The organism is Paenilisteria rustica, from assembly GCF_013820765.1.
Taxonomy (GTDB): Bacteria; Bacillota; Bacilli; order Lactobacillales; family Listeriaceae; genus Listeria_A; species Listeria_A rustica.
The window spans coordinates 189,176-208,109 of record NZ_JABJVM010000005.1; the positions used below are offsets into that span (position 1 = coordinate 189,176).

Here is an 18,934-nt window from a genome sequence, read left to right on the forward strand (position 1 = left end):
AAAAGCTAGTAGGAAAATCACGACAGTCATACGTGAGCTTCCTACTAGCTTTTATTTAATCAATAATACTGGACATTCTGCGTGCTGGACGACTTTTTTCGCGACGCTACCAATCGTCATTTTCTGAACGATCGACAAATCATGATGACCCATAACCAACATATCCAGCCCTACTTCGCCTGCATATTTCGTCACTTCTTTTGCTGGGAAACCGCTCAAGATTGCCGTTTTATAAACCAGTCCTGCCTCACCAAACATCGCGCCTTTTTCCGCAAGCATTTTCTGCGCATCTTCCTCTAAACTTTCCGATACGTCCACGCCAACTTCCACATCTTCCGCGATCGCTTTGTCATTCACGACATGAATCAGCGTGATTTCTGGCGCTTCTGCAAACTCTTGACACAGCGCCACCGTTTTTGTCACGATTTTTTTAGACAGTTGATCGTCTGCAATTAATACCGCTAATTTCATCTTAATCCCTCCATTAATCAAGTGCTGCCAACGCTTTTCTTCCTACAAGCAAAATAATAATCCCGATGAGTACGGCGAATCCTGCGACATAAAACGTCACGTGTGGGTTGAACCAAACGGCCAAACTTCCAGCCAACCACGGCGCGATTGCACCACCCGTAAACCGAATAAAGCTGTAAGCCGAGGACGCCGTCGCACGTTCCACCGGCGAAACGACCATCACCGCCGACGTAATCAACGTATTATTAATCCCTTGGAAAAACCCAGCAATCACGATGCACACAGAAATAACCGTACTGTCATTCGCGCCAACTCCCATCACGACTAAGACAATCGCAAAAAACGCCAGTGCGCCCATCATCACCAATTTTGTCCCCCATATTTCTTCCAATCGAGGTGCTACAAAAACCGAAGAAATCGCGAGCATCAGACCCCAGCCAAAGAATACCAATCCGACTTGAATCGCGCTATATCCAACCATCAAAAATGGCGAATAAGCGAGCAACGTAAAGAATCCGAAATTATAAAATAGCGCTGTTAAACCTGTGACAAGTAAGCCTTTGTGACGCAAAGCTCGGAGTGAATCCCAGAATTTCGATTTCACTTTTGGCTTTGGTATCGGATCGAGCAACATGATAATTGCCACAAATCCAATCGCCATTAAAGTCGCTACACCAAAAAATGGCGCACGCCACGTGATGCTCCCAAGCAAACCACCAACCAGCGGACCGACCGACATACCAAGTCCCATCGCCGCTTCATACATGATAATCGCTTTTTCCGTCGCGCCTGAACTAACCGCAATAATTGTTGCCAGCGCCGTCGAAATAAAGAGTGCATTCCCGAGTCCCCAACCAGCCCGGAGCCCAACTAACTGCCCAACGGATTGCGATAATCCACCGAGTCCTGCAAAAATAATAATAATGACGAGCCCGATAAGCAATGTCTTTTTTGCCCCGATTCGGCTCGATATAAATCCAGTAAACAGCATCACAATACCTGTTACCAGCATATAACTCGTAAATAATAACGATGTTTGTGCCGGCGTCGCATGTAGCTGCTCCGAAATGGATTTTAAGATAGGATCGACAAGTCCGATTCCCATAAAGGCGACCACACATGAAAAAGCTACCGCTAACGCCGATTTAGGCTGATGCAGCAAACTTTTCAAAACACCATCTTCTTTTTTTAATGCAACTTTTCCTTCTACCACGTTTACCACTCCTGTTTGATTATTAACCTATTTTAAAGTATACTCCTAATTCGATAATTATGTCAATATTGACATGTTTATTTTTACATTAAATTTCAGAATAGGATATGGTATACTAAACGAATAAACGTTGCGTTGGAGGGGTTCGAATTGAATACATTAAGTTACGTTCTGCTATGCATGCTCGCCCGCAAATCCTGCACGGGCTATGAATTAAAGCAATATATGGAATTATTCTGGCAAGCACATCACAGCCAAATTTACACCGTTCTCGGTAAAATGGAAACAGAAGGCTACGTCCACTTTGAGGCTGATCCTGATACCACAAAGAAAATCTATTCCCTAACTGAAAAAGGCATCCTGGCCGTCAGCGAATGGGTGCTAGAAGAAACCGCCGAGCCAATTAGCCGTGATGAATTCCTAGCCAAAATTTACGTCATCGCACTAATGGAAAAAAGCACTGTCGCCCAACTCTTCAACGACCGCCGCAGACACTACAAAAAAAGAGCAGCGATTAATAAACCGAAGCTCGAGGAACTGGAAACTTTGCAAAATGACCCGACACGAAAAGAAGAATGGCGCAATTCATTTGGCCGCTATTTAATTGTAAAACGCCGTGATGATCTTTGTACCCAGGAACTCGCATGGTGTGACTGGGCCGAGGATTTGTATCATAGTTCGTTCGATAAGATATGAAAAAAGCGATTGAGCGACTAGTTCCAAGTCATTCAATCGCTTTGGGTTTGTCAAGAAAAGTGTGTAATTAAGAAATAGAGTTCCTACTGCCAAGCCTGTAGTGGACTTTCACCACCTAGCATTTGCGCATGCTGGGCGCACGAAAAACTGTGTAAATAATGAACCTAGGATTCATTATTTACACAGTTTATTTTACACTCCCATCGCTTTCATCTGTTAGCCATTATCCTTATAGCTTAACAAATACTTGCTGCTCAATGTTTAAGCTCATATCCTCGGCGGCGCTCCATCCTCCTATTTATCCCATAAAGGTGATGAATACACTGGTCGTTCTCCCTCTTCTACAGATTCTTGGTTTGATAGAACCATTAGTTTTAATAACCTTATAAATTTATTCCTCGCATCCTCAAAATTTTCAAATGAGTACTTGCCCGTAACAGATGCTCTATCTCTTGTTGTGTAGACCTCAAAGCCATCTTGGACACACTCTATTCTAACTTGGTACTCTTGCCTATTAACATCCTCACCAGCAAATATTGAATACCTCATCTGTTCATATCCTAGTAATTTTATATCTTCTTCTAGCAAAGTTCTGTCCTCTATCTTATTGTTTTTCAATTTATTTTACCTCCTTCAATAATCCCAGTTTCTCATACCAGTGAACAGCGGTGCCAAATTTAATTTGTGTGCCACCACCAGCACCAAAAACTTCTGCAACTTTCCCAGCTTGAGGGTTCGCTATATCTTCAAGCGTAAATGCATATTGTTCCATGTCTACGTCTAGTTTAGTTTTCAGAGAATCATCAAGTTTATTGTATGCATTTTGTACATTTTTTAAATTAATATTCTCTATCACTTCATATTTATAATACGGTTTCACACTCTCTGGATACGGCAGGCCTCTGGTATCATAATCTAACGGCTTACCGTTTTTCATTGGACTCACAAATGTACCCCCAGAATCTCCGTACCTATCAATAATTTGTCCCGCCTTCAAATCAGCATTTATTGTAATCGCTTTTCCAGCTTTATCAACCATAAATCCGTTTGCTTCTGGCCATTTTATTTCCCCTGACTCATCTAGGTACTTAGGTGAGCGAACAAGGACTCCCCATTTGGATTCATATGCTATTTCACCATTTTCTAAAACGATTTTCTTTGGCGTGAAGGTCTTTAAAACTGCCCTAACTTCCTCATCTAACACATTAACCTCAGAGCTGGCACTGACTTCTTTCACGTTTTTTATCTTGCTGAAATCATTAATTCCTTTCGTAATTCCGAACATACTAGTCAAAAATATAGTAGTGCTGGCCAATCCATAGGCATCGCCCTTTTTATAGGGCTCTAAATAGCTAGATACGATACCGTCCCAAAACATTCCCATTGTTCCTGATGGATCACTTTTTAAATTTTTCATCAACATGGCGATACTTTCAAGTTGTTTCTCCGGATGTTTCAAACTTTCTATCGCCCTTTTTCCAAATCCGAAAATAGAATCTCTCGTCGAAGCACCGATTTGTCGTACTTTATTTCGATCATATTGGCGGTAATCTTCCTCTATTTTAGAGGCATGTGCGCGATCCATTTCCATGAGCCGTCGCATATCTTGGCTAATCCGGTGCATCGCTTCACCTTCATTTTGCTGTAATTGCGTTAACTTTCGCCTTAAATAATCATCTAAATCTTCCATCAATCCTTGGTTATGCCGCATGACCCAAAGTGCGTCTGGATCATCTGGTATTCGCTCAATGCTTGGCTGTGACACGCGGAATACCTCGCTTTTGGCATCATCTAAAGCGTATCCCTGCATTTCAGCCGCTTTTTGAAGGCCACGCGCATCAATGAGCATATCCTGATTGCGATAGGTTGGGCTATCTATGTCTTTCAAATCATTCACATAGTTTTCTAAATACGTAAACAGTTTTGTTACCGTTCCTTGTTGTCGAGAAATGTCGTCTCGATGGGCGCCAAATTCCATTGTCAACGCTTCGGTTAATTTCCCTTGTTGTTGAGCGATGGCATTTTGTACGTTAACTAACACACGGTCTAACGTTTCTAAGCTCGATTTCATTTTATGGAGCGATGTCAATACATCTTCCAATTCTCCCATGTTTAGTTTAAAATCCATTAGCCTTCGCCTCCTAGCTTTGCATCCGTTTCGATAAATGCATGTACCGCTAGTTGGCTATCCACAAAAGCCTGTTTTAATTTCGTAAATTGATCCGCTTTTATTTCTGTCACTAATCCTTCTTTCACTTCAATATAACGTGTCATAAAATCAGGGGAAACTTGCTTATTCAATCTGTCCATGGTGTGTTGAATCTTTGTGGCTTCGGCTTTAAAATCTGATACGGCTTGTTCGCCCTTTTTTAATTGTTTCAAAACCCAAGCTGTGTCAATATCAATTTGCGTTGACATATCATATCTCCCTCCGTAAAGCATTTTCTGTCTGCTCACAGTGAGAAAGCATGTCTTTGGCTTCCGATTCGACTTGATTAAGCCTATGTATCATTTTTTCCTCTGCTTCGTGGTTTTCATCTTGAATCCCGTTTTTTCTATTTTTTATACAGTCTATGATGCTCTCTAAAGTATGCTTTCTAGCAGATATCGCATGTCGAACTTGTTCGTAATGTGGCATAGGACACTTCCTCTCGTGTTAGTATCTTCCAATATTTATTATACCAAATGCAAAGAAATTTAAAAAGCCTTTAAAAAATTTCAAAGACTCTTTAATAGTATCATGAACTATAAAATTCGACCTAATCTGGGTATTCTTACGATTAGAATATGCCCATTCTTTACTTAGGCTTGATTTTTTTATATACAAAGACATCATTAGCTAAACGAAATGAACCTATCTCTATTTCCTTCTCCTTCATAATCTCTAATACCGTTAACTTCACTCTTGTAATAACATACTTATCTGATTTAGTTCTGTATACATAGAACCCTGCCAAGGAAAGAAACGGATTTAAATATATAAGATCGTACTTTGTGTATATTAATCCTATCATGAGGAACAAAAAAAGATTAGCAATCATATTCCAGACATTATCTAAATCAATTGACAGCAATGGGATTAGATATGTCATGATATAACTAATCAAATTATCATCAAGTTTTTCATAACTGCTTATCATGACTGTCCTTTCTGGTTTTTTCACAAATATATATAGCAGAGCTCCTACCGATATAATAAAAAGTACACCTATAGTTCCTAGAAAACCAACTGTGATAATTGAAAAATTATCTTTAAGATCGATAATCTTTGGAATATTAATTATTGTAATCAAGAAGTATAAAGGCAAGTATGAAGATATAAACATCATCCATTTAAACATGGCACATCCCACCTTCGTTTTAAATTAGCGCGCTCTATCTAGTCTTTTTTTCTTTCCAATAATACTTTCGTATGGTGCATCGCATAGTAGCGTTAAAAACTTATCAATTGACCCCGAAGTAATCGTAATCGTGTTAGATTCTTTGTCATACTCTATGCTTGAAAATTCATCTTTAAACTCTTTGCTCTCAAGAACTAACCAAACAGCCTCAATATTTTCAAACAAAGCATTAATTAATCCTTCTTCTTTGTTGACCTTAGCTAGTCTCTTATTTATTCTTTTGTTTGCTTTTGCTGCGACTAAAATTTTCTCTATATTTCTTATATGAACGATATCTTTTTCAGAAAATTTTTCACTAATTTCTTTTAAGTTTTTGAAAGTTGTTGCCGCTTTCTTTTCAATAACCACATCAATATCGAATAAAGTCTCAAATAGTTGTGGTTTTATAATTAAAACATTATCAGTATCTACAATAATACCTACCTCCGAATTAAAACCAACTACGTCATCTCTCTCTAGCCTCTTCAATTTATGATCTGACAAATTCGCAAGAAAGCCTGTTCTCTTAATTTTTGCCAGACTACTAACTTCGGAACCAAAAATATAAGTTCTTCCTTTCAATTTAACTTTTACTAAATAAGCTTTTACATTTTTCAAATTTATATCTGTTAAATCCTTCATAATTGAAGATTCATCAGTCTCATTTGTATAATCACAGATTATTTTGCATACATTACTAACCTCATCATAATCATTTTCCTCACCGCTAAGTGCCAATGTATAGTGAATACCATTTACCGATATTAAATCGTACGGTTGCTGATCAACTTGTTTAGTTTTTAAGCGCCTCAATGACTGCATAACCATTTCAAACACTTCTTCTTGTACACTACCCGTATCAACAAAATAGTACACTCGTTTACCACTGTCATTTTCCATTAAATAAAGCTCAACATGCCCAATAATATCCTCTCTGATACTATCAATACTGCTATAAATCTCATTAATGTCCATCTTCCCTACCACCCTTTTTATTTTCACTATAGCAGGAAAAAACAACCTATTCAAATAAAATAGGCTAATAAATAGATTTTAATATCAGAAAAACCCTCTTTCAAGGGTTCTTTGACTGTTTTTATTTAGCGTTCAAATTAGAATGCCGTTTTCCATAAACAAAGTACACTGCCAATCCAACTACGAACCAGATCGCAAAGGAAATCCATGTAATCGCGGAAAGATTTAAGATCAAGTACACACACAATAGGAATGATAACGCTGGTACAACTGGGTAAAATGGTGTTTTAAAACCAGTTGTTGGTAAATCTTTATTTTTGCGTAAGAAGAAAATTCCTAGTGAAACCATCGAAAATGCGAACAATGTTCCGATGTTAATTAGTTCCGCCAGTTGCGCCAATGGTACCACACCAGACACAAGGCCCATTGCAATCGCAAAAATAAGTGTGTTCCGAACTGGCGTATTACGTTTTCCTAATTTAGAAAAACTTGCTGGCAACAATCCGTCACGTCCCATTGCGAACAACAAACGTGTTCCACCGTACGACATAACGAGTATAACTGTTGTCATCCCTACAATCGCACCAAGTGATAAGAGACCTGCGAACCAATTTTGCCCGATAGCTTGAAGTGCAAATGCTACAGGAGCACTAATGCCTTCTAAATCAGCGTAAGGCACGATTCCTGTCAAAACACCTGATAGCAAAATGTACAATATCGTACAGATCGCGAGCGAAGAAATAATCCCGATTGGCATATTGCGTTGTGGATTCTTCACTTCCTCCGATGCTGTTGAGACTGCATCAAAACCGATATAAGCAAAGAATACCATCGATGCTCCCGTGATAACACCGCTAAATCCGAACGGCAAGAACGGTGTCCAATTATCTGGTTTTACATAGAAAACACCTACGACAATAAATAGGACAACCACGGCAACCTTGATAAGCACCATGATATTATTGACACGCGTAGATTCTTTAATTCCTAAACTCAGTAAAATACCAATAACAATGATAATAATGAATGCCAACAAATCAAAATAAGTACCGTTATCTGGATTGTAAGAACCCGATATAGCGGTTGGAATATGAAGACTAAATCCGGCCAGCAAGCTTTTCACATAAGCCGCCCAACCACTTGCAACAGCTGCCACCGCAAGTCCGTATTCTAGTAGTAGCGACCATCCTAGTATCCATGCGATTCCTTCGCCGAACACATGGTAACTATATGTATACGCACTACCCGCAATCGGTAATTTAGAAGCAAATTCCGAATAACAAAGTGCTGCCAAACAACAAGCTAATCCTGCAATAATAAATGAAATAATGATTCCTGGTCCTGCAGTGATAGACGCAATTTGACCTGGCAAAATAAAAATACCTGCCCCAACCACAGCCCCAACGCCTAACATCGTTAAATCAAATGCTCCGAGAGTCTTGTTCAAATGATGTTCTCCGCTCGTTTCTAAATGAAATTTCTTTTTTCTGAAAAATGAATTAGTGTTTTTCATCAAACTCCTCCGTTCCTATACACGATTTTAGCATAATTTTCGGACTACTTCAACCTTAGTTGGTAGAAAATTACCCAACTAATTCCCCTTGTCATTAATCCCTAAATCAATTTAGCAATAAAAGCATTCGTTCCTAAATAAATCCCTCCAAAAATAAACATCAAAGCGATGCTCCCACCATCTGTCGTGAAATAAACAATCGCCAACAATATAAAAGCCACAAACTGTACAATCACCGCAAGCTTCATTTTAAAAAGTCTCGCCGGCTCCACTTTTTCTGCACGAAGGTACGCTTTCGTTTTCTTCAAAAAAATCACATCATCTATTTTCGCAGGCCTCCCAGTCACACAAAAATAACCCACCATACTCCCATAATATCCAAAAACTAACGTAAAAAAAGCAATAATCGCCACTAAAATAATATCCATATCCCTTGCTCCCCTATTCTTTCTATCTATTTTATTCCAAGCAAATCGCGACTTGCCCATCCAGAGCCAGTACCACGCATTTACCACCCTTATTCAATTCAAAAACCGGATAATAATAAGACGTCAGCAATTTATTCCAAAAACTCTGATTCTGCTTCTTTTCATAGCTCACATTCGGCACGCTACCATAAAATAAATAGGATGTATCCGTCAAACTTTCATTATGGCACTTTGATAATACCGACTTCCGCTTCGCCTCTGGAATCGCACTAGATACCAGCCAACCATTCTGCTTTTGAAACGGAATCTTCTCCTTTTTGAAAAAATCATCCAAATCTTCCGTCGTAATGACTTGTACTAATTCGTCCTCATAGATAGCATCGATCTCATCACGTGCTCGCGATGTCTTAATGATTGATGCATCAGATAACAACTGCCCAGTCACATTATTAAATTGGGATGCTGGTGGTAGCTTTAAATCCACCAGAAGTTCATCCGGAATTTCTAGCGTCGCAGCCTCCTCAATCCTTTCAATTAAAGGCACTCGTTCCCCTGCCATGCGTTTTTTCAGAACCTCTATAAAGTTCTTAGCCGTATCATCATCCTGCGCACAAACAAGTGCTACACGCTGATCATCCATCAAGAATAACGAAACCGCATCGTCCTGCAAGTGATATTCAGGATGCCACTCCATCTTCTTTTTCCGCTGAACTTTAGCCAATTTAGGCTGACATTCCTTCATCAGAAATACCGACATATGCTCAACACCCTTGTTTACATAAAAACCTTCTATCAAAAAGCTTGCATCGCGCAAACTCGGAAACGGCACAAAAATTTGATACCCAATAAAATGATACGGCGTCCCACGTTCTTTTAACACTTCCTCCAAATGCTTATCGGAGTCCATAATAATCGTCGCTACATCATTCCCACAAATAGCCAATAAATCTTCCGGCCCATCCTCACTATACTCCCAATCAAAAGTAACCTCATACACCGATTTCGCATTCGGAATCACGTCAAACTCTAACTCATCTGCTAACTTCTCAATTCCTTCTATTTTCCCCATATGCCTCTCCTTTTAAAAATATTATAACCTCCATCATACCTAGTTTTCCAAATATCTTCAATAGTAAAAAAAAGTTTTCCTCCGCACAAGTAGGGTAGACAACACTATACGGCCAATTTATGAAGGAGGACGAAGAAATGTCAAAAATTAAAGCAAGTACTGCTCTCGTAAACACACTAAAAAATTGGGATATCGATCATGTCTATGGGATTCCGGGTGACTCGATCGATACGATTGTTGATGCGCTCCGTGCCGAGCAAGAAGCCATCCAGTTCATCCATGTTCGCCATGAAGAAGTCGCCACGCTCGCCGCTTCCTCTTACAGCAAACTTACTGGAAAAATCGGCGTTGCGCTGTCTATCGGTGGTCCCGGCGCAATTCACATGTTGAATGGTATGTATGATGCCAAAATGGATAACGTGCCGATGCTCGTTCTAGCCGGTCAAGTCCCAACCAGCGTCGCTAACACAAAATATTTCCAAGAAGTCGACTTACCAACGCTTTTTGCTGATGTCGCCGTTTTCAACAAACAAATCGAAAGCGCGGAGACCCTGCCAGACATCGTGGACGAAGCCATTCGTACCGCTTACGAGAAAAAAGGAGTCGCCGTTCTAACGATTCCAAACAACATTCCACTGACTGAAATCAAAAATACCGTCAAACCAAAACATGAAATTTACCAACAAACAAAACCGGAAATCGCGCCAGAAACCATTGCTCGTGCTGCAGATCTCATCAACTCCGCGAAAAATCCGATTATCCTAGCCGGCGTTGGCACCAAACATGCCAAAGAAACGCTCATCCAATTTTCCGAGCATACGAAAACGCCGGTCATTATCTCCCTGCCAGCCAAAGGAATCATGCCAGACACGCATCCGAATTTTCTCGGTAACCTTGGTAAAATCGGCACGAAACCAGCCTATGAAGCCATGCAAGAAGCGGATTTACTACTCATGATTGGCAATGACTATCCATATACAGACTACTTGCCGCAACATGATGTGACATGCATTCAAATTGATATCGATCCATCCAAAATTGGCCATCGTTACCCCGCAACGGTTGGCATTGTTGGTGACGCCAAAGAAGCACTAACCGCTCTAATCGAAACGACAGATTACATAGCGAAACGCGAATTTCTCGAAGCCTCTCAGGAAAACATGGCCAACTGGTGGAAATGGCTCCGCGAAGATCAAGCAAAAACTGGCACACCAATCGCTCCCGAAGCAGTCATGGCTGCTATTCAAAAAATCGCCGAAAAGGACGCAATCTTCTCTATCGATGTCGGCACGTCAACCGTTTGGAGCACTCGCTATTTGCAACTCGATCACCACAACGATTTTCTTATTTCCGCGTGGCTCGGAACAATGGGCTGCGCGCTACCAGGAGCCATTGCTGCAAAATACGCTTTCCCAGATCGTCAAGTCATCGCGCTTGCCGGAGACGGCGGTTTTTCGATGGTAATGCAAGATTTTGTCACAGCCGTGCATTACAAGCTCCCAATGATTATCGTCGTGCTGAACAACAAAGAACTTTCCTTTATCAAATACGAGCAACAATCCGCTGGCGAGCTGAATTATGCGATTGACCTTCCCGATATCAACTACGCCGATTTTGCCAAAAGTTGCGGTGGGCTCGGCTTTCGTGTAGAAGAATTTGAAGACCTCGATCTCGCCTTCGAAGCTGCTCGTACCGCCAATCGTCCAGCGATAATCGACGTAGTAGTAGACAGTAACGCCGCGCCACTTCCTGGAAAAATTGTAATGGACGAAGCACTCGGCTACACAAAATTCGAAATCCGTTCTGTCCTAGAAGACCATCGTTTCAGCAAAATGCCTCCTTTAAAAACCATCATTCGTAGATTCTTTTAAAACGTGGCGAATAAGCTAAATAAATCTGCAACCAGCATAATCTTTGTCTACCCATATTCATTGGGTAGGCGATTTTGTCTAGTTTATATCTCTGTCTCAGCATCCTATTTTCAATCTAAAAACGGGCAACCATTTCCCTCAATGTACGCCACCAGTTCTGCACCAACAACAGTCACCGTCTTCCGCCATGGATGCCCCAGCCAAGCCAAACTCATGTCCATATTCAGAAAGAAATAATAGTCTCCATCTGGTAAATACGGTACGTACCAGTCCCCATATTCACTACGCGGATATTCGGTATCTACCAGAAAGCGATAACACGGATGGTACCAATCCAGCGCATACATTTCCTCCCCGAAAAAGCGTAAAAATAGATTTTTTGTCCACTCCTCCCCCTCAAAATAGGCTTTTTCCAAATCATCATTTTCCGTATATCTATTTGCAGCAATCTTATACTCCTTAAAAACCACACTCGGATCCCGCGGTTCAATCGCCTTCGCAAAAATCGAGCTCGACGGTTGAAAAGCATATCGCGCATGAAATTTATCATCCACCGCTCGCCAATGTTCGATTTCATACCATTCCATCATCCAAAGCCTCCTACTCAAGCGAACCAGCTAGTCACAATCACACTTGCTGCAATCAAAATCACCGCGCTAGCAAAAAGACTGCCAAAAATATAATGTTTTGCCTTCAAATTAGACACCGAGACAAATAAGAAACAAACACCAAGTATGATTTGAATCCAAACCGGAAATGCCAGCCCAGCTTTTGTCTGCACCATATAATAAATAATATTAACCAAAATCACCGCATAGATCACACCTACAACACCAACTATCATTTTTCCAGCACTCATTTTTAAATCTCCTAACGTAAAAAGCCATTTACCTCACAGTATACATGAGATAAATGGCTTTTCCAATCTATTATTTCGTTATTGGTCCCCAATTGTTCGTTGTAAAAGCGCGTACAGTCAATTTGGCATTCGTATCCAGTGTTGTTCCTGCTTCGTATTTCGTAGCAGTACTTGAAACAACGCCATTCGCGCCCATTGGATCGCTGCCGTCTGTTGTGTAGTAAACGTCGGTTCCAGCGTTAGGATTTTCTAACACCACACCCGCACCGTTTGCCACGATTTTCACACCTTGCAACGTATGCGCCATGCCATATTTCGCCCACATTTCGAGCGAATATTTCACGCGATCTGCGGTTTGGTTTTGCACTTTGACTTGCACATTCAACCAGTCTTTATACATCGTACTTCTCGCGCCCATGTAAGCTGCATCCAGTTTGTAGGCCGCGTCGATTTCTTTCTGGTTATCCGCGATCAGTTGCTTCACATTTGCCACCGACAATGGGGCTCCTGCTGCACCCGCGAAATCACCGCTTGCTGAACCAATTTGTGCTAAAACTTGATCTTTCACGAGCGTTTTGAATTCTAAATTTCCAGCGGTTGCTGTTTGGCTATCGCCAGAGAAATTCCCGAAGAAATCACCAGCGCCGCGTCTTGATGTCACGTCAATCCACTTAAAGCGATACGTTCCACCGCCACCCGCCAGCGCGGAATAACTTGTTCCAGTACCACCATTATTGTAGAAAGCACCGTCCGTATCATTGATATTGAATTTCATTTTGACACCATTTCCATTCAAAATATCATTCGAAACAACGGCATCCACTTCGCGCTCTGTATCCACGAACATGAATAGAATCTGCATTTTTATCATGTCTTCCACATCGACATAATTCTTAAATTCTTGGAAGTTTTTCGCTGCAGCAACAGCTTTTACTTTTGTCAAAATCGCCGTATTTCCATCGCCAGCCTCGACAATTCCCGGTACAAAATAGCCATCTTGGAAGCGAATTTTCGTATAATCATCATCGCTACCGCCGAAATATTCTTCAAACATATTTTGACCAAAGTCTTCACGCATCGTTTTCACACCCATGTATTTTCCGTTATAGAAATAATGCACGTATCTTGCGTGTAGTGAAATCTTATTCATTTGTTGCGCCAACGTGTTGGTTACTTTTTCGTCGTAACGGTTGTAGCCAAGATTGTAGATGTCATTTTGCGGGCCGTCCTGACCTTCTTTTAGTTCCAGTTTGCTGAATTTGCCTACAACTGGGAATGCTTCGCCTGGTGTTGCATCAAAGAAGTTGTATTTTGCTTTTTTCGCGTTGTAATCACGATGGAATTTCACCGCAACGCCTGAATTGTATTGCCCAGAGCTGACTTGTCCGAATTTTTTCCCACCTGCATAGCTGACGTAATTCGTTCCGCCTTTATTCATATGTGTGTCTAAATATTCAAATGTTCCAGGTACGTAGGTCGTCGCGTTCAGATTCGCCGCGCTTCCTGTCTCGGAAACAATCGGGAAATCGTCTATTGCTTGGGCGTATTCATCACTTGTTATCGTGTTTTTATACTGCCATTGATATCCGGATGTCACTTCATTTTTGTAGTTGTCCCGCAGAACGTAGGTGCTTGAAATCACGCCTGTATTGCCGTCCGCATCATACGCGTACACTTTGACAACGGATGTTTTACTAATCGTGATAGGTCCTGTGTAGACCGTTCCTTTTGTCGCGCTCGGATCTGTGATGCCGTCCAGCGTATATTTGATGGTCGTTCCAGCTTTTGAAGACAAACTCAATTCAAAACCGGTATCATAAACGCCGCGTTCTTTGCTAAATTGCACAGTATAATTTTCTTGCCCATCATTGTTCGTTTTCGCGAATGTTTCGGAGCTGAATACCGTCAAATTCTTACTCGCATCTGGCTTGCGTCCGAATGTTTGGTTGTACGCTTGTTTCGTATACTTGATTGAATCTATCATTTTCATCGTTGTACCGACTTTTGCGGATAAAATCACATCGCCACTGCCGCCGATTTCGAAACTCAAATGGTTATTTCCAAGCTCGGTCGCCTTATCAGAATACAGAATCCGGTAGCCTTTTGCAGGAATCAGGAAGTTGGAGAATTCGAATTTATCGAGCGTCTTCGTTTTGTCCGTCAAGTACATTCCCTTATCCAAAATAACTGGTACATCATTGTCGTTGTATAGCTCAATCCATGCTGCTTTTGAGCTCGCGGTACCTTCTGATGATAGCTCGTTGATGTAGACGTTTTGAATTTTGTCTGGTGTAGTCAGTGCGCCAGCGATTCCTGGGCCTTTCCCATTGTTTTTATATGTCACAACTAGTCTAGCTGCTTGGGCATAACCACCTTGATAAACACTACCGATATAATTATCGCCATCTATGCGAAACGCCATCGCTTGACCATCTTTCCAGCCTGCTAAACGATTTTCGTCGATGATTTCTTTCAAGTTTGCGGTACGAACAATCTGATTGCTCGCCGTGAATGCTGGTTGACTATATTTCACTGCCAAATTGCTATATTCACGCGCGGTGATGTTTCCGGCTACCGCTTTGTATGTTTCAGGATTGCCGAGCTCAGAACGGATCTCCATGTTAGAACTCACTTTTGCCGCATTGGTGTTATAAGTCGTGAATTCCATGTAAGCATCTTCAATCTCGGCTGTTTCTGGGATCGCAACATTGGTAAATCGCAAAGCTGTCGTTTCTTTGTAAGCCGGAGTTAGGTTCGTTGAGTAGTACCCGCCGATTTCTAACGCAGAGCCTAAATCGATTGCTTTTGCGGTGCCGTATTCTTCCGCATCATCGGATGTAGTCGCGACTTTACCAGTGAAATCGCCATAACCTGAGTAATATTCGACAACTAATTTCGGCGCCATCGCAGCGTTTGATTCGTAAGCGCGTGCGAGATAAGAGCCTGTTTTATCCCCGTCTATTTTGAAAACGAGATTCGTCACGTCGGGATTGCCAGCACGCATTTCTTCCATTACTGGCGCTAAATCTTCTGTGTTTACGAGATCATTCACGGCTACCTTGGCAGGAGTCGTTGTTTTTACGGTATTCGTTGTCAGTGGTCGATTGGTGAAAGTTGTGACTGCCGAGCTGAATGCACTGCCATTTCCAACTTCTCCCGATATCGTCAAATTCGTCGGCAAGCTAGATGCATCACGCGTTGTGAATGTGATATACGCTTTGCTAATAACCGCATCGTCTGGAAGAGCTACATCTGTAAAACGCACAAAAGTTGATTGTGGTACTGCGCCAACGAGACCGTGCAAATCGAGGCCTGTGCTCGTTAAATTGACGGCTGTCGCGCTTACTTCTGCATCATCCGTGCCAGTTTTGACGCTGAATTCTTTTTTAGCGAGTGGTACGTTTTCCGCATCTTCACGAATCGAATAGACGTACGTTTGGACGCCGCTATTTTGTTTCGCATTGTATGCATAGGCCTTTACCGTCATTGTTTTATCAATCGGTATTGGACCAGTGTATAGAATGCCGTTCGTTTCACTAGGCGCCGTGCCATCTAGTGTATATTTAATCGTGTTGACGCTATCTGATGTCAGCGTTAACTCAAAGCCAGTTTTGTACATACCTGGTTTTTGATTCAGCGCAATAGCCACAAGTGGTTTCGCGTCGTTATTCGTGCTTTCATACGTTCCCGGTTTATAAGAAACAACATTCGAATCCCCATCATTGAAACGTCCCATTGTTTCGCCAAACGCCATCTTCTTCACGTCGAACGTATCTATTTTGTGGAAGCTATCGTCATATTTTGTTGCTAAATAAAGCGTTGTGTCACGATCCCCCAAGGTGAAGTTCGCCGATGCATTATTTGTCGTCCCATCCGCTTTCACGATTCGGTACCCTTTTGCAGGTATATAGAGGTTTTTCAGCTCTGATTTTCCTAAAGCACTCGCCTCATCGGAGATAAAAACATCTTTTTCAAAAAAGACAGGCGAGTCGTTGTTATTAAAAATCTCAACCCATCCGTCTTTCTGAGCGTCTGTGCCCATGCTTGCTACTTCGTTGATATAAATATTTTTGAGCTTGGCCGGGTCTTTTTCGACATCCTCACCAACTGCGCCGTTTTCGCTATAGCTGTATTTGATAACTAATTTCGGTTGGTAGGCAGCGGCTGAACCACCTTGATAAACGCTACCAATATAGTTATCGCCGTCGACTTTAAACGCCAAAGCATCCCCATTTTGCCAGCCCATCAAGCGCGTTTCATCGATAATGCTCTTGAGGTTCGGCGTTCGGACGACTTGCCTCGCTGTTGTGAAGGAAGCTTGTTCGTATTTCACACTAGAACCGGTGTAGTTACGGCCACTAATATTTCCTGCTACACTCGTGTAAGCTGCTGGATTGCCCAGTTCTGATGAAATAGACATATTGGAAACCCGATTTGCGACCGTAGCGTAAGTCGTGAATTCTAGATAAGCATCTTCAATTTTTGCATTTTCTGGCAATGCCACATTGGCAAATCGAAAACCGGAAATTTCTTTATACGCTGGCGTTAGCGTCGCTGAATAATATCCGCCTATTTCCATCCCCGAGTTCAAATCCATCGTTTTATTGACGCCATATTCCTCTGCGTCATCTGATGTACTCGCGATATTCGCTTTGTATTCGCCTGATGCTGATGTATATTCAAGCACCAATTTTGGGGCCATTGCTGCGTTTGATTCATAAGAACGCATCACGAACGAGCCAATTCCGCTACCCGTTACTTTAAATACGTAGTCTCTGATGTCCGATGTATTCGCGCGCATTTCGTTTACAATAGAAGAAACATCACTCGTATTAAAAACCGTGTTGACTGCCACAACCGGCGTATTCATTTTCACTGCTGCCTCTGTAAATTGGCGGCTTGTAAAAGAGGCAACTGTACTTGCAAAAGCCGCCTGCGTGCCAAGTTCCCCGGTTATGTTAATTGTCGTAGCATTCGCTACTGATGATGCGTCGCGCGCTGTGAATGAAATATACGCATTTGAAATCTTCGCATCACTTGGTAAAACAACATCTGCGAACCGTAAGTAAGTGGCCTGTGTTGCTCCTGCTAAACCGTGTAAATCAAGCCCTGTGCTCGTTAGATTTACCGCCGTACTCATAACTTCTGCATCATCTGTTCCCTTTTGTATCGGGTATTCCGTTTTATGGCTAAACGTTTTTTCGCTCGCCTGCTCCGTCCTCACAGCTACTCCTGTCTCCGCCGATGTTGCGATATTCCCAATCGAACTCGGTACCATCAAAGCAACGATCATAGCCGCTGATAAAATTTTCAAGCCAAACTTTTCTCTCTTTTTCATGATTAAATTCACAACTATTTATACATAGATTTTCATGCAAAATAGTCATATCCTCCTTTTCTTTTGTGATGTATCACACATTCTGTAGCATCAGTGTTGCATCATTATACTGTGGTAGGCTTTTCTCTCTCGCCTATCTATCCTTCAAAAAAATTAACCCCACGACGCTGAATACGCCTACTCCCAAGTAATATATCCCCACCTCCATAGTCTTTATTTTCAATAGGCTCTTGTTCGTATATTTTACTCTGTCCCTATTCATACCTTATCGTCATTCCAGCTGATATGTCATTTAATTTCCAACTATTTTTCTCATATTAATAGCTCCTGTTCACAGATTGGACAACATCATTCATAGCTATAAAAACGCTTCATTTATACATCTTAATGTATTTTTATTCATAATAAGATATATTAAATTTAACACGCCCTCATCAGTGTGATAGGATTTAGATAATAATATCGTTAAGGAGGATGGCAATGAATTTAGAAGAACAGTTAGAACAAATGGTAGCGGGTTCTATGTATAACGATGTAACACAGGAATTGAATACGGCGAGGCGTGAATCTGTTATGTTGACTAGAGAATACAATGAGACTTGGGGAAATCACAAGAAGTTCGGGAAAGCATTCTTCAGAAAATACTTGGTTCGTTTGGGGTGAATCCACATTTTGAACCTGACTTCCGCTGTGAGTTTGGCCGAAATATCTCTGTGGGGGATTATTTTTATGCGAATTTTGATTGTATTACGCTGGATGGTGGAAAAATTACGATTGGGGATTATGTTCTGTTTGGACCGCGGGTTGGTATTTTTACGACGAATCATGCGATGGATGCTTTGGAACGGCAACATGGAGCGTGTTATGCTAAGCCTGTCACGATTGGGAATAATGTGTGGCTAGGGGCGAATGTCACGGTGAATCAGGGTGTAACAATTGGGGATAATACGATTATTGGTTCTGGGAGTGTGGTGAGGAAGAGTATTCCTGCTAATGTGGTTGCTGTTGGGGTTCCTTGTAGGGTTTTGAGGGAGATTACGGATAAGGACCTGACCGGGTATATGACGTCGGGGTTGGTTTGATTGATTTAGAGATTTAGTGCATGGATTAACTTCTCACTT

At 41.5% G+C, this 18,934-nt stretch carries 17 protein-coding genes; 4 read left to right on the forward strand and 13 right to left on the reverse strand.

What is annotated here, in order from left to right; translation table 11 throughout:
• Nucleotides 1–51: 51 nt before the first annotated feature.
• Together HPK16_RS07105 and HPK16_RS07110 are read right to left on the reverse strand one after the other, a co-directional pair.
• Nucleotides 52–471, reverse strand: a complete 420-nt coding sequence (locus HPK16_RS07105; RefSeq protein WP_181676306.1) for a universal stress protein — start codon at nucleotides 469–471, stop codon at nucleotides 52–54.
• Nucleotides 472–484: 13 nt separating this feature from the next.
• Nucleotides 485–1,684, reverse strand: coding sequence for an MFS transporter (locus HPK16_RS07110; RefSeq protein ID WP_181676307.1), 1,200 nt, complete (start codon nucleotides 1,682–1,684; stop codon nucleotides 485–487).
• A 150-nt stretch (nucleotides 1,685–1,834) separates the two neighbouring features.
• Between HPK16_RS07110 and HPK16_RS07115 the strand changes: the two genes are divergently transcribed.
• Entirely contained in the window at nucleotides 1,835–2,380 is a 546-nt protein-coding gene (locus HPK16_RS07115; protein WP_181676308.1) for a PadR family transcriptional regulator, read from the forward strand.
• Nucleotides 2,381–2,674: 294 nt separating this feature from the next.
• On the opposite strand, the gene HPK16_RS07120 is transcribed toward HPK16_RS07115, so the two are convergent.
• From HPK16_RS07120 to HPK16_RS07155, 8 genes are all read right to left on the reverse strand, one after another.
• Nucleotides 2,675–2,998 carry an Imm59 family immunity protein gene (locus HPK16_RS07120; protein WP_181676309.1) on the reverse strand — a complete coding sequence of 108 codons (324 nt, stop codon included), beginning with the start codon at nucleotides 2,996–2,998 and terminating at the stop codon, nucleotides 2,675–2,677.
• 1 nt (nucleotide 2,999) lies between these two features.
• Nucleotides 3,000–4,508 carry a TNT domain-containing protein gene (locus tag HPK16_RS16780; protein WP_246369303.1) on the reverse strand — a complete coding sequence of 503 codons (1,509 nt, stop codon included), beginning with the start codon at nucleotides 4,506–4,508 and terminating at the stop codon, nucleotides 3,000–3,002.
• Nucleotides 4,508–4,798 (reverse strand): hypothetical protein, encoded by a 291-nt coding sequence (locus tag HPK16_RS07130; protein WP_181676310.1) that lies wholly within the window; start codon nucleotides 4,796–4,798, stop codon nucleotides 4,508–4,510. Before HPK16_RS07130 ends, HPK16_RS16780 begins: the two co-directional genes overlap by 1 nt.
• A gap of 380 nt (nucleotides 4,799–5,178) precedes the next feature.
• Nucleotides 5,179–5,721, reverse strand: a complete 543-nt coding sequence (locus tag HPK16_RS07135) for a hypothetical protein (protein ID WP_181676311.1) — start codon at nucleotides 5,719–5,721, stop codon at nucleotides 5,179–5,181.
• Between the two features lie 24 nt (nucleotides 5,722–5,745).
• Complete coding sequence (locus HPK16_RS07140) at nucleotides 5,746–6,735, reverse strand: Kiwa anti-phage protein KwaB-like domain-containing protein (RefSeq protein WP_181676312.1); 990 nt, start codon at nucleotides 6,733–6,735, stop codon at nucleotides 5,746–5,748.
• A 121-nt stretch (nucleotides 6,736–6,856) separates the two neighbouring features.
• Nucleotides 6,857–8,248 carry a branched-chain amino acid transporter BcaP gene (gene bcaP, locus HPK16_RS07145; protein ID WP_181676313.1) on the reverse strand — a complete coding sequence of 464 codons (1,392 nt, stop codon included), beginning with the start codon at nucleotides 8,246–8,248 and terminating at the stop codon, nucleotides 6,857–6,859.
• 101 nt (nucleotides 8,249–8,349) lie between these two features.
• The gene (locus HPK16_RS07150; RefSeq protein ID WP_181676314.1) at nucleotides 8,350–8,676 is read right to left on the reverse strand and encodes a hypothetical protein; all 327 of its coding nucleotides are present in this window, start codon (nucleotides 8,674–8,676) and stop codon (nucleotides 8,350–8,352) included.
• A gap of 31 nt (nucleotides 8,677–8,707) precedes the next feature.
• A complete protein-coding gene (locus tag HPK16_RS07155) occupies nucleotides 8,708–9,745 on the reverse strand; it encodes a hypothetical protein (protein ID WP_181676315.1) in 1,038 nt (345 codons plus the stop codon).
• A 137-nt stretch (nucleotides 9,746–9,882) separates the two neighbouring features.
• On the opposite strand from HPK16_RS07155, the gene HPK16_RS07160 reads away from it, so the two are divergent.
• Nucleotides 9,883–11,616 carry a pyruvate oxidase gene (locus HPK16_RS07160; RefSeq protein ID WP_181676316.1) on the forward strand — a complete coding sequence of 578 codons (1,734 nt, stop codon included), beginning with the start codon at nucleotides 9,883–9,885 and terminating at the stop codon, nucleotides 11,614–11,616.
• Nucleotides 11,617–11,726: 110 nt separating this feature from the next.
• Here HPK16_RS07160 and HPK16_RS07165 read toward each other — a convergent pair whose 3' ends face one another.
• The 3 genes from HPK16_RS07165 to HPK16_RS07175 form a co-directional block, all read right to left on the reverse strand.
• Entirely contained in the window at nucleotides 11,727–12,206 is a 480-nt protein-coding gene (locus HPK16_RS07165) for a DUF2716 domain-containing protein (RefSeq protein ID WP_181676317.1), read from the reverse strand.
• A gap of 14 nt (nucleotides 12,207–12,220) precedes the next feature.
• Nucleotides 12,221–12,475, reverse strand: a complete 255-nt coding sequence (locus HPK16_RS07170; RefSeq protein ID WP_181676318.1) for a hypothetical protein — start codon at nucleotides 12,473–12,475, stop codon at nucleotides 12,221–12,223.
• 70 nt (nucleotides 12,476–12,545) lie between these two features.
• Nucleotides 12,546–17,813 carry an FN3 associated domain-containing protein gene (locus tag HPK16_RS07175; RefSeq protein ID WP_181676319.1) on the reverse strand — a complete coding sequence of 1,756 codons (5,268 nt, stop codon included), beginning with the start codon at nucleotides 17,811–17,813 and terminating at the stop codon, nucleotides 12,546–12,548.
• A gap of 474 nt (nucleotides 17,814–18,287) precedes the next feature.
• On the opposite strand from HPK16_RS07175, the gene HPK16_RS16785 reads away from it, so the two are divergent.
• Together HPK16_RS16785 and HPK16_RS17095 are read left to right on the forward strand one after the other, a co-directional pair.
• On the forward strand, nucleotides 18,288–18,476 hold the full coding sequence (locus HPK16_RS16785; protein WP_246369305.1) for a maltose acetyltransferase domain-containing protein: 189 nt from the start codon (nucleotides 18,288–18,290) through the stop codon (nucleotides 18,474–18,476).
• The gene (locus tag HPK16_RS17095) at nucleotides 18,473–18,895 is read left to right on the forward strand and encodes a sugar O-acetyltransferase (RefSeq protein ID WP_343064803.1); all 423 of its coding nucleotides are present in this window, start codon (nucleotides 18,473–18,475) and stop codon (nucleotides 18,893–18,895) included. Before HPK16_RS16785 ends, HPK16_RS17095 begins: the two co-directional genes overlap by 4 nt.
• Nucleotides 18,896–18,934 lie beyond the last annotated feature (39 nt).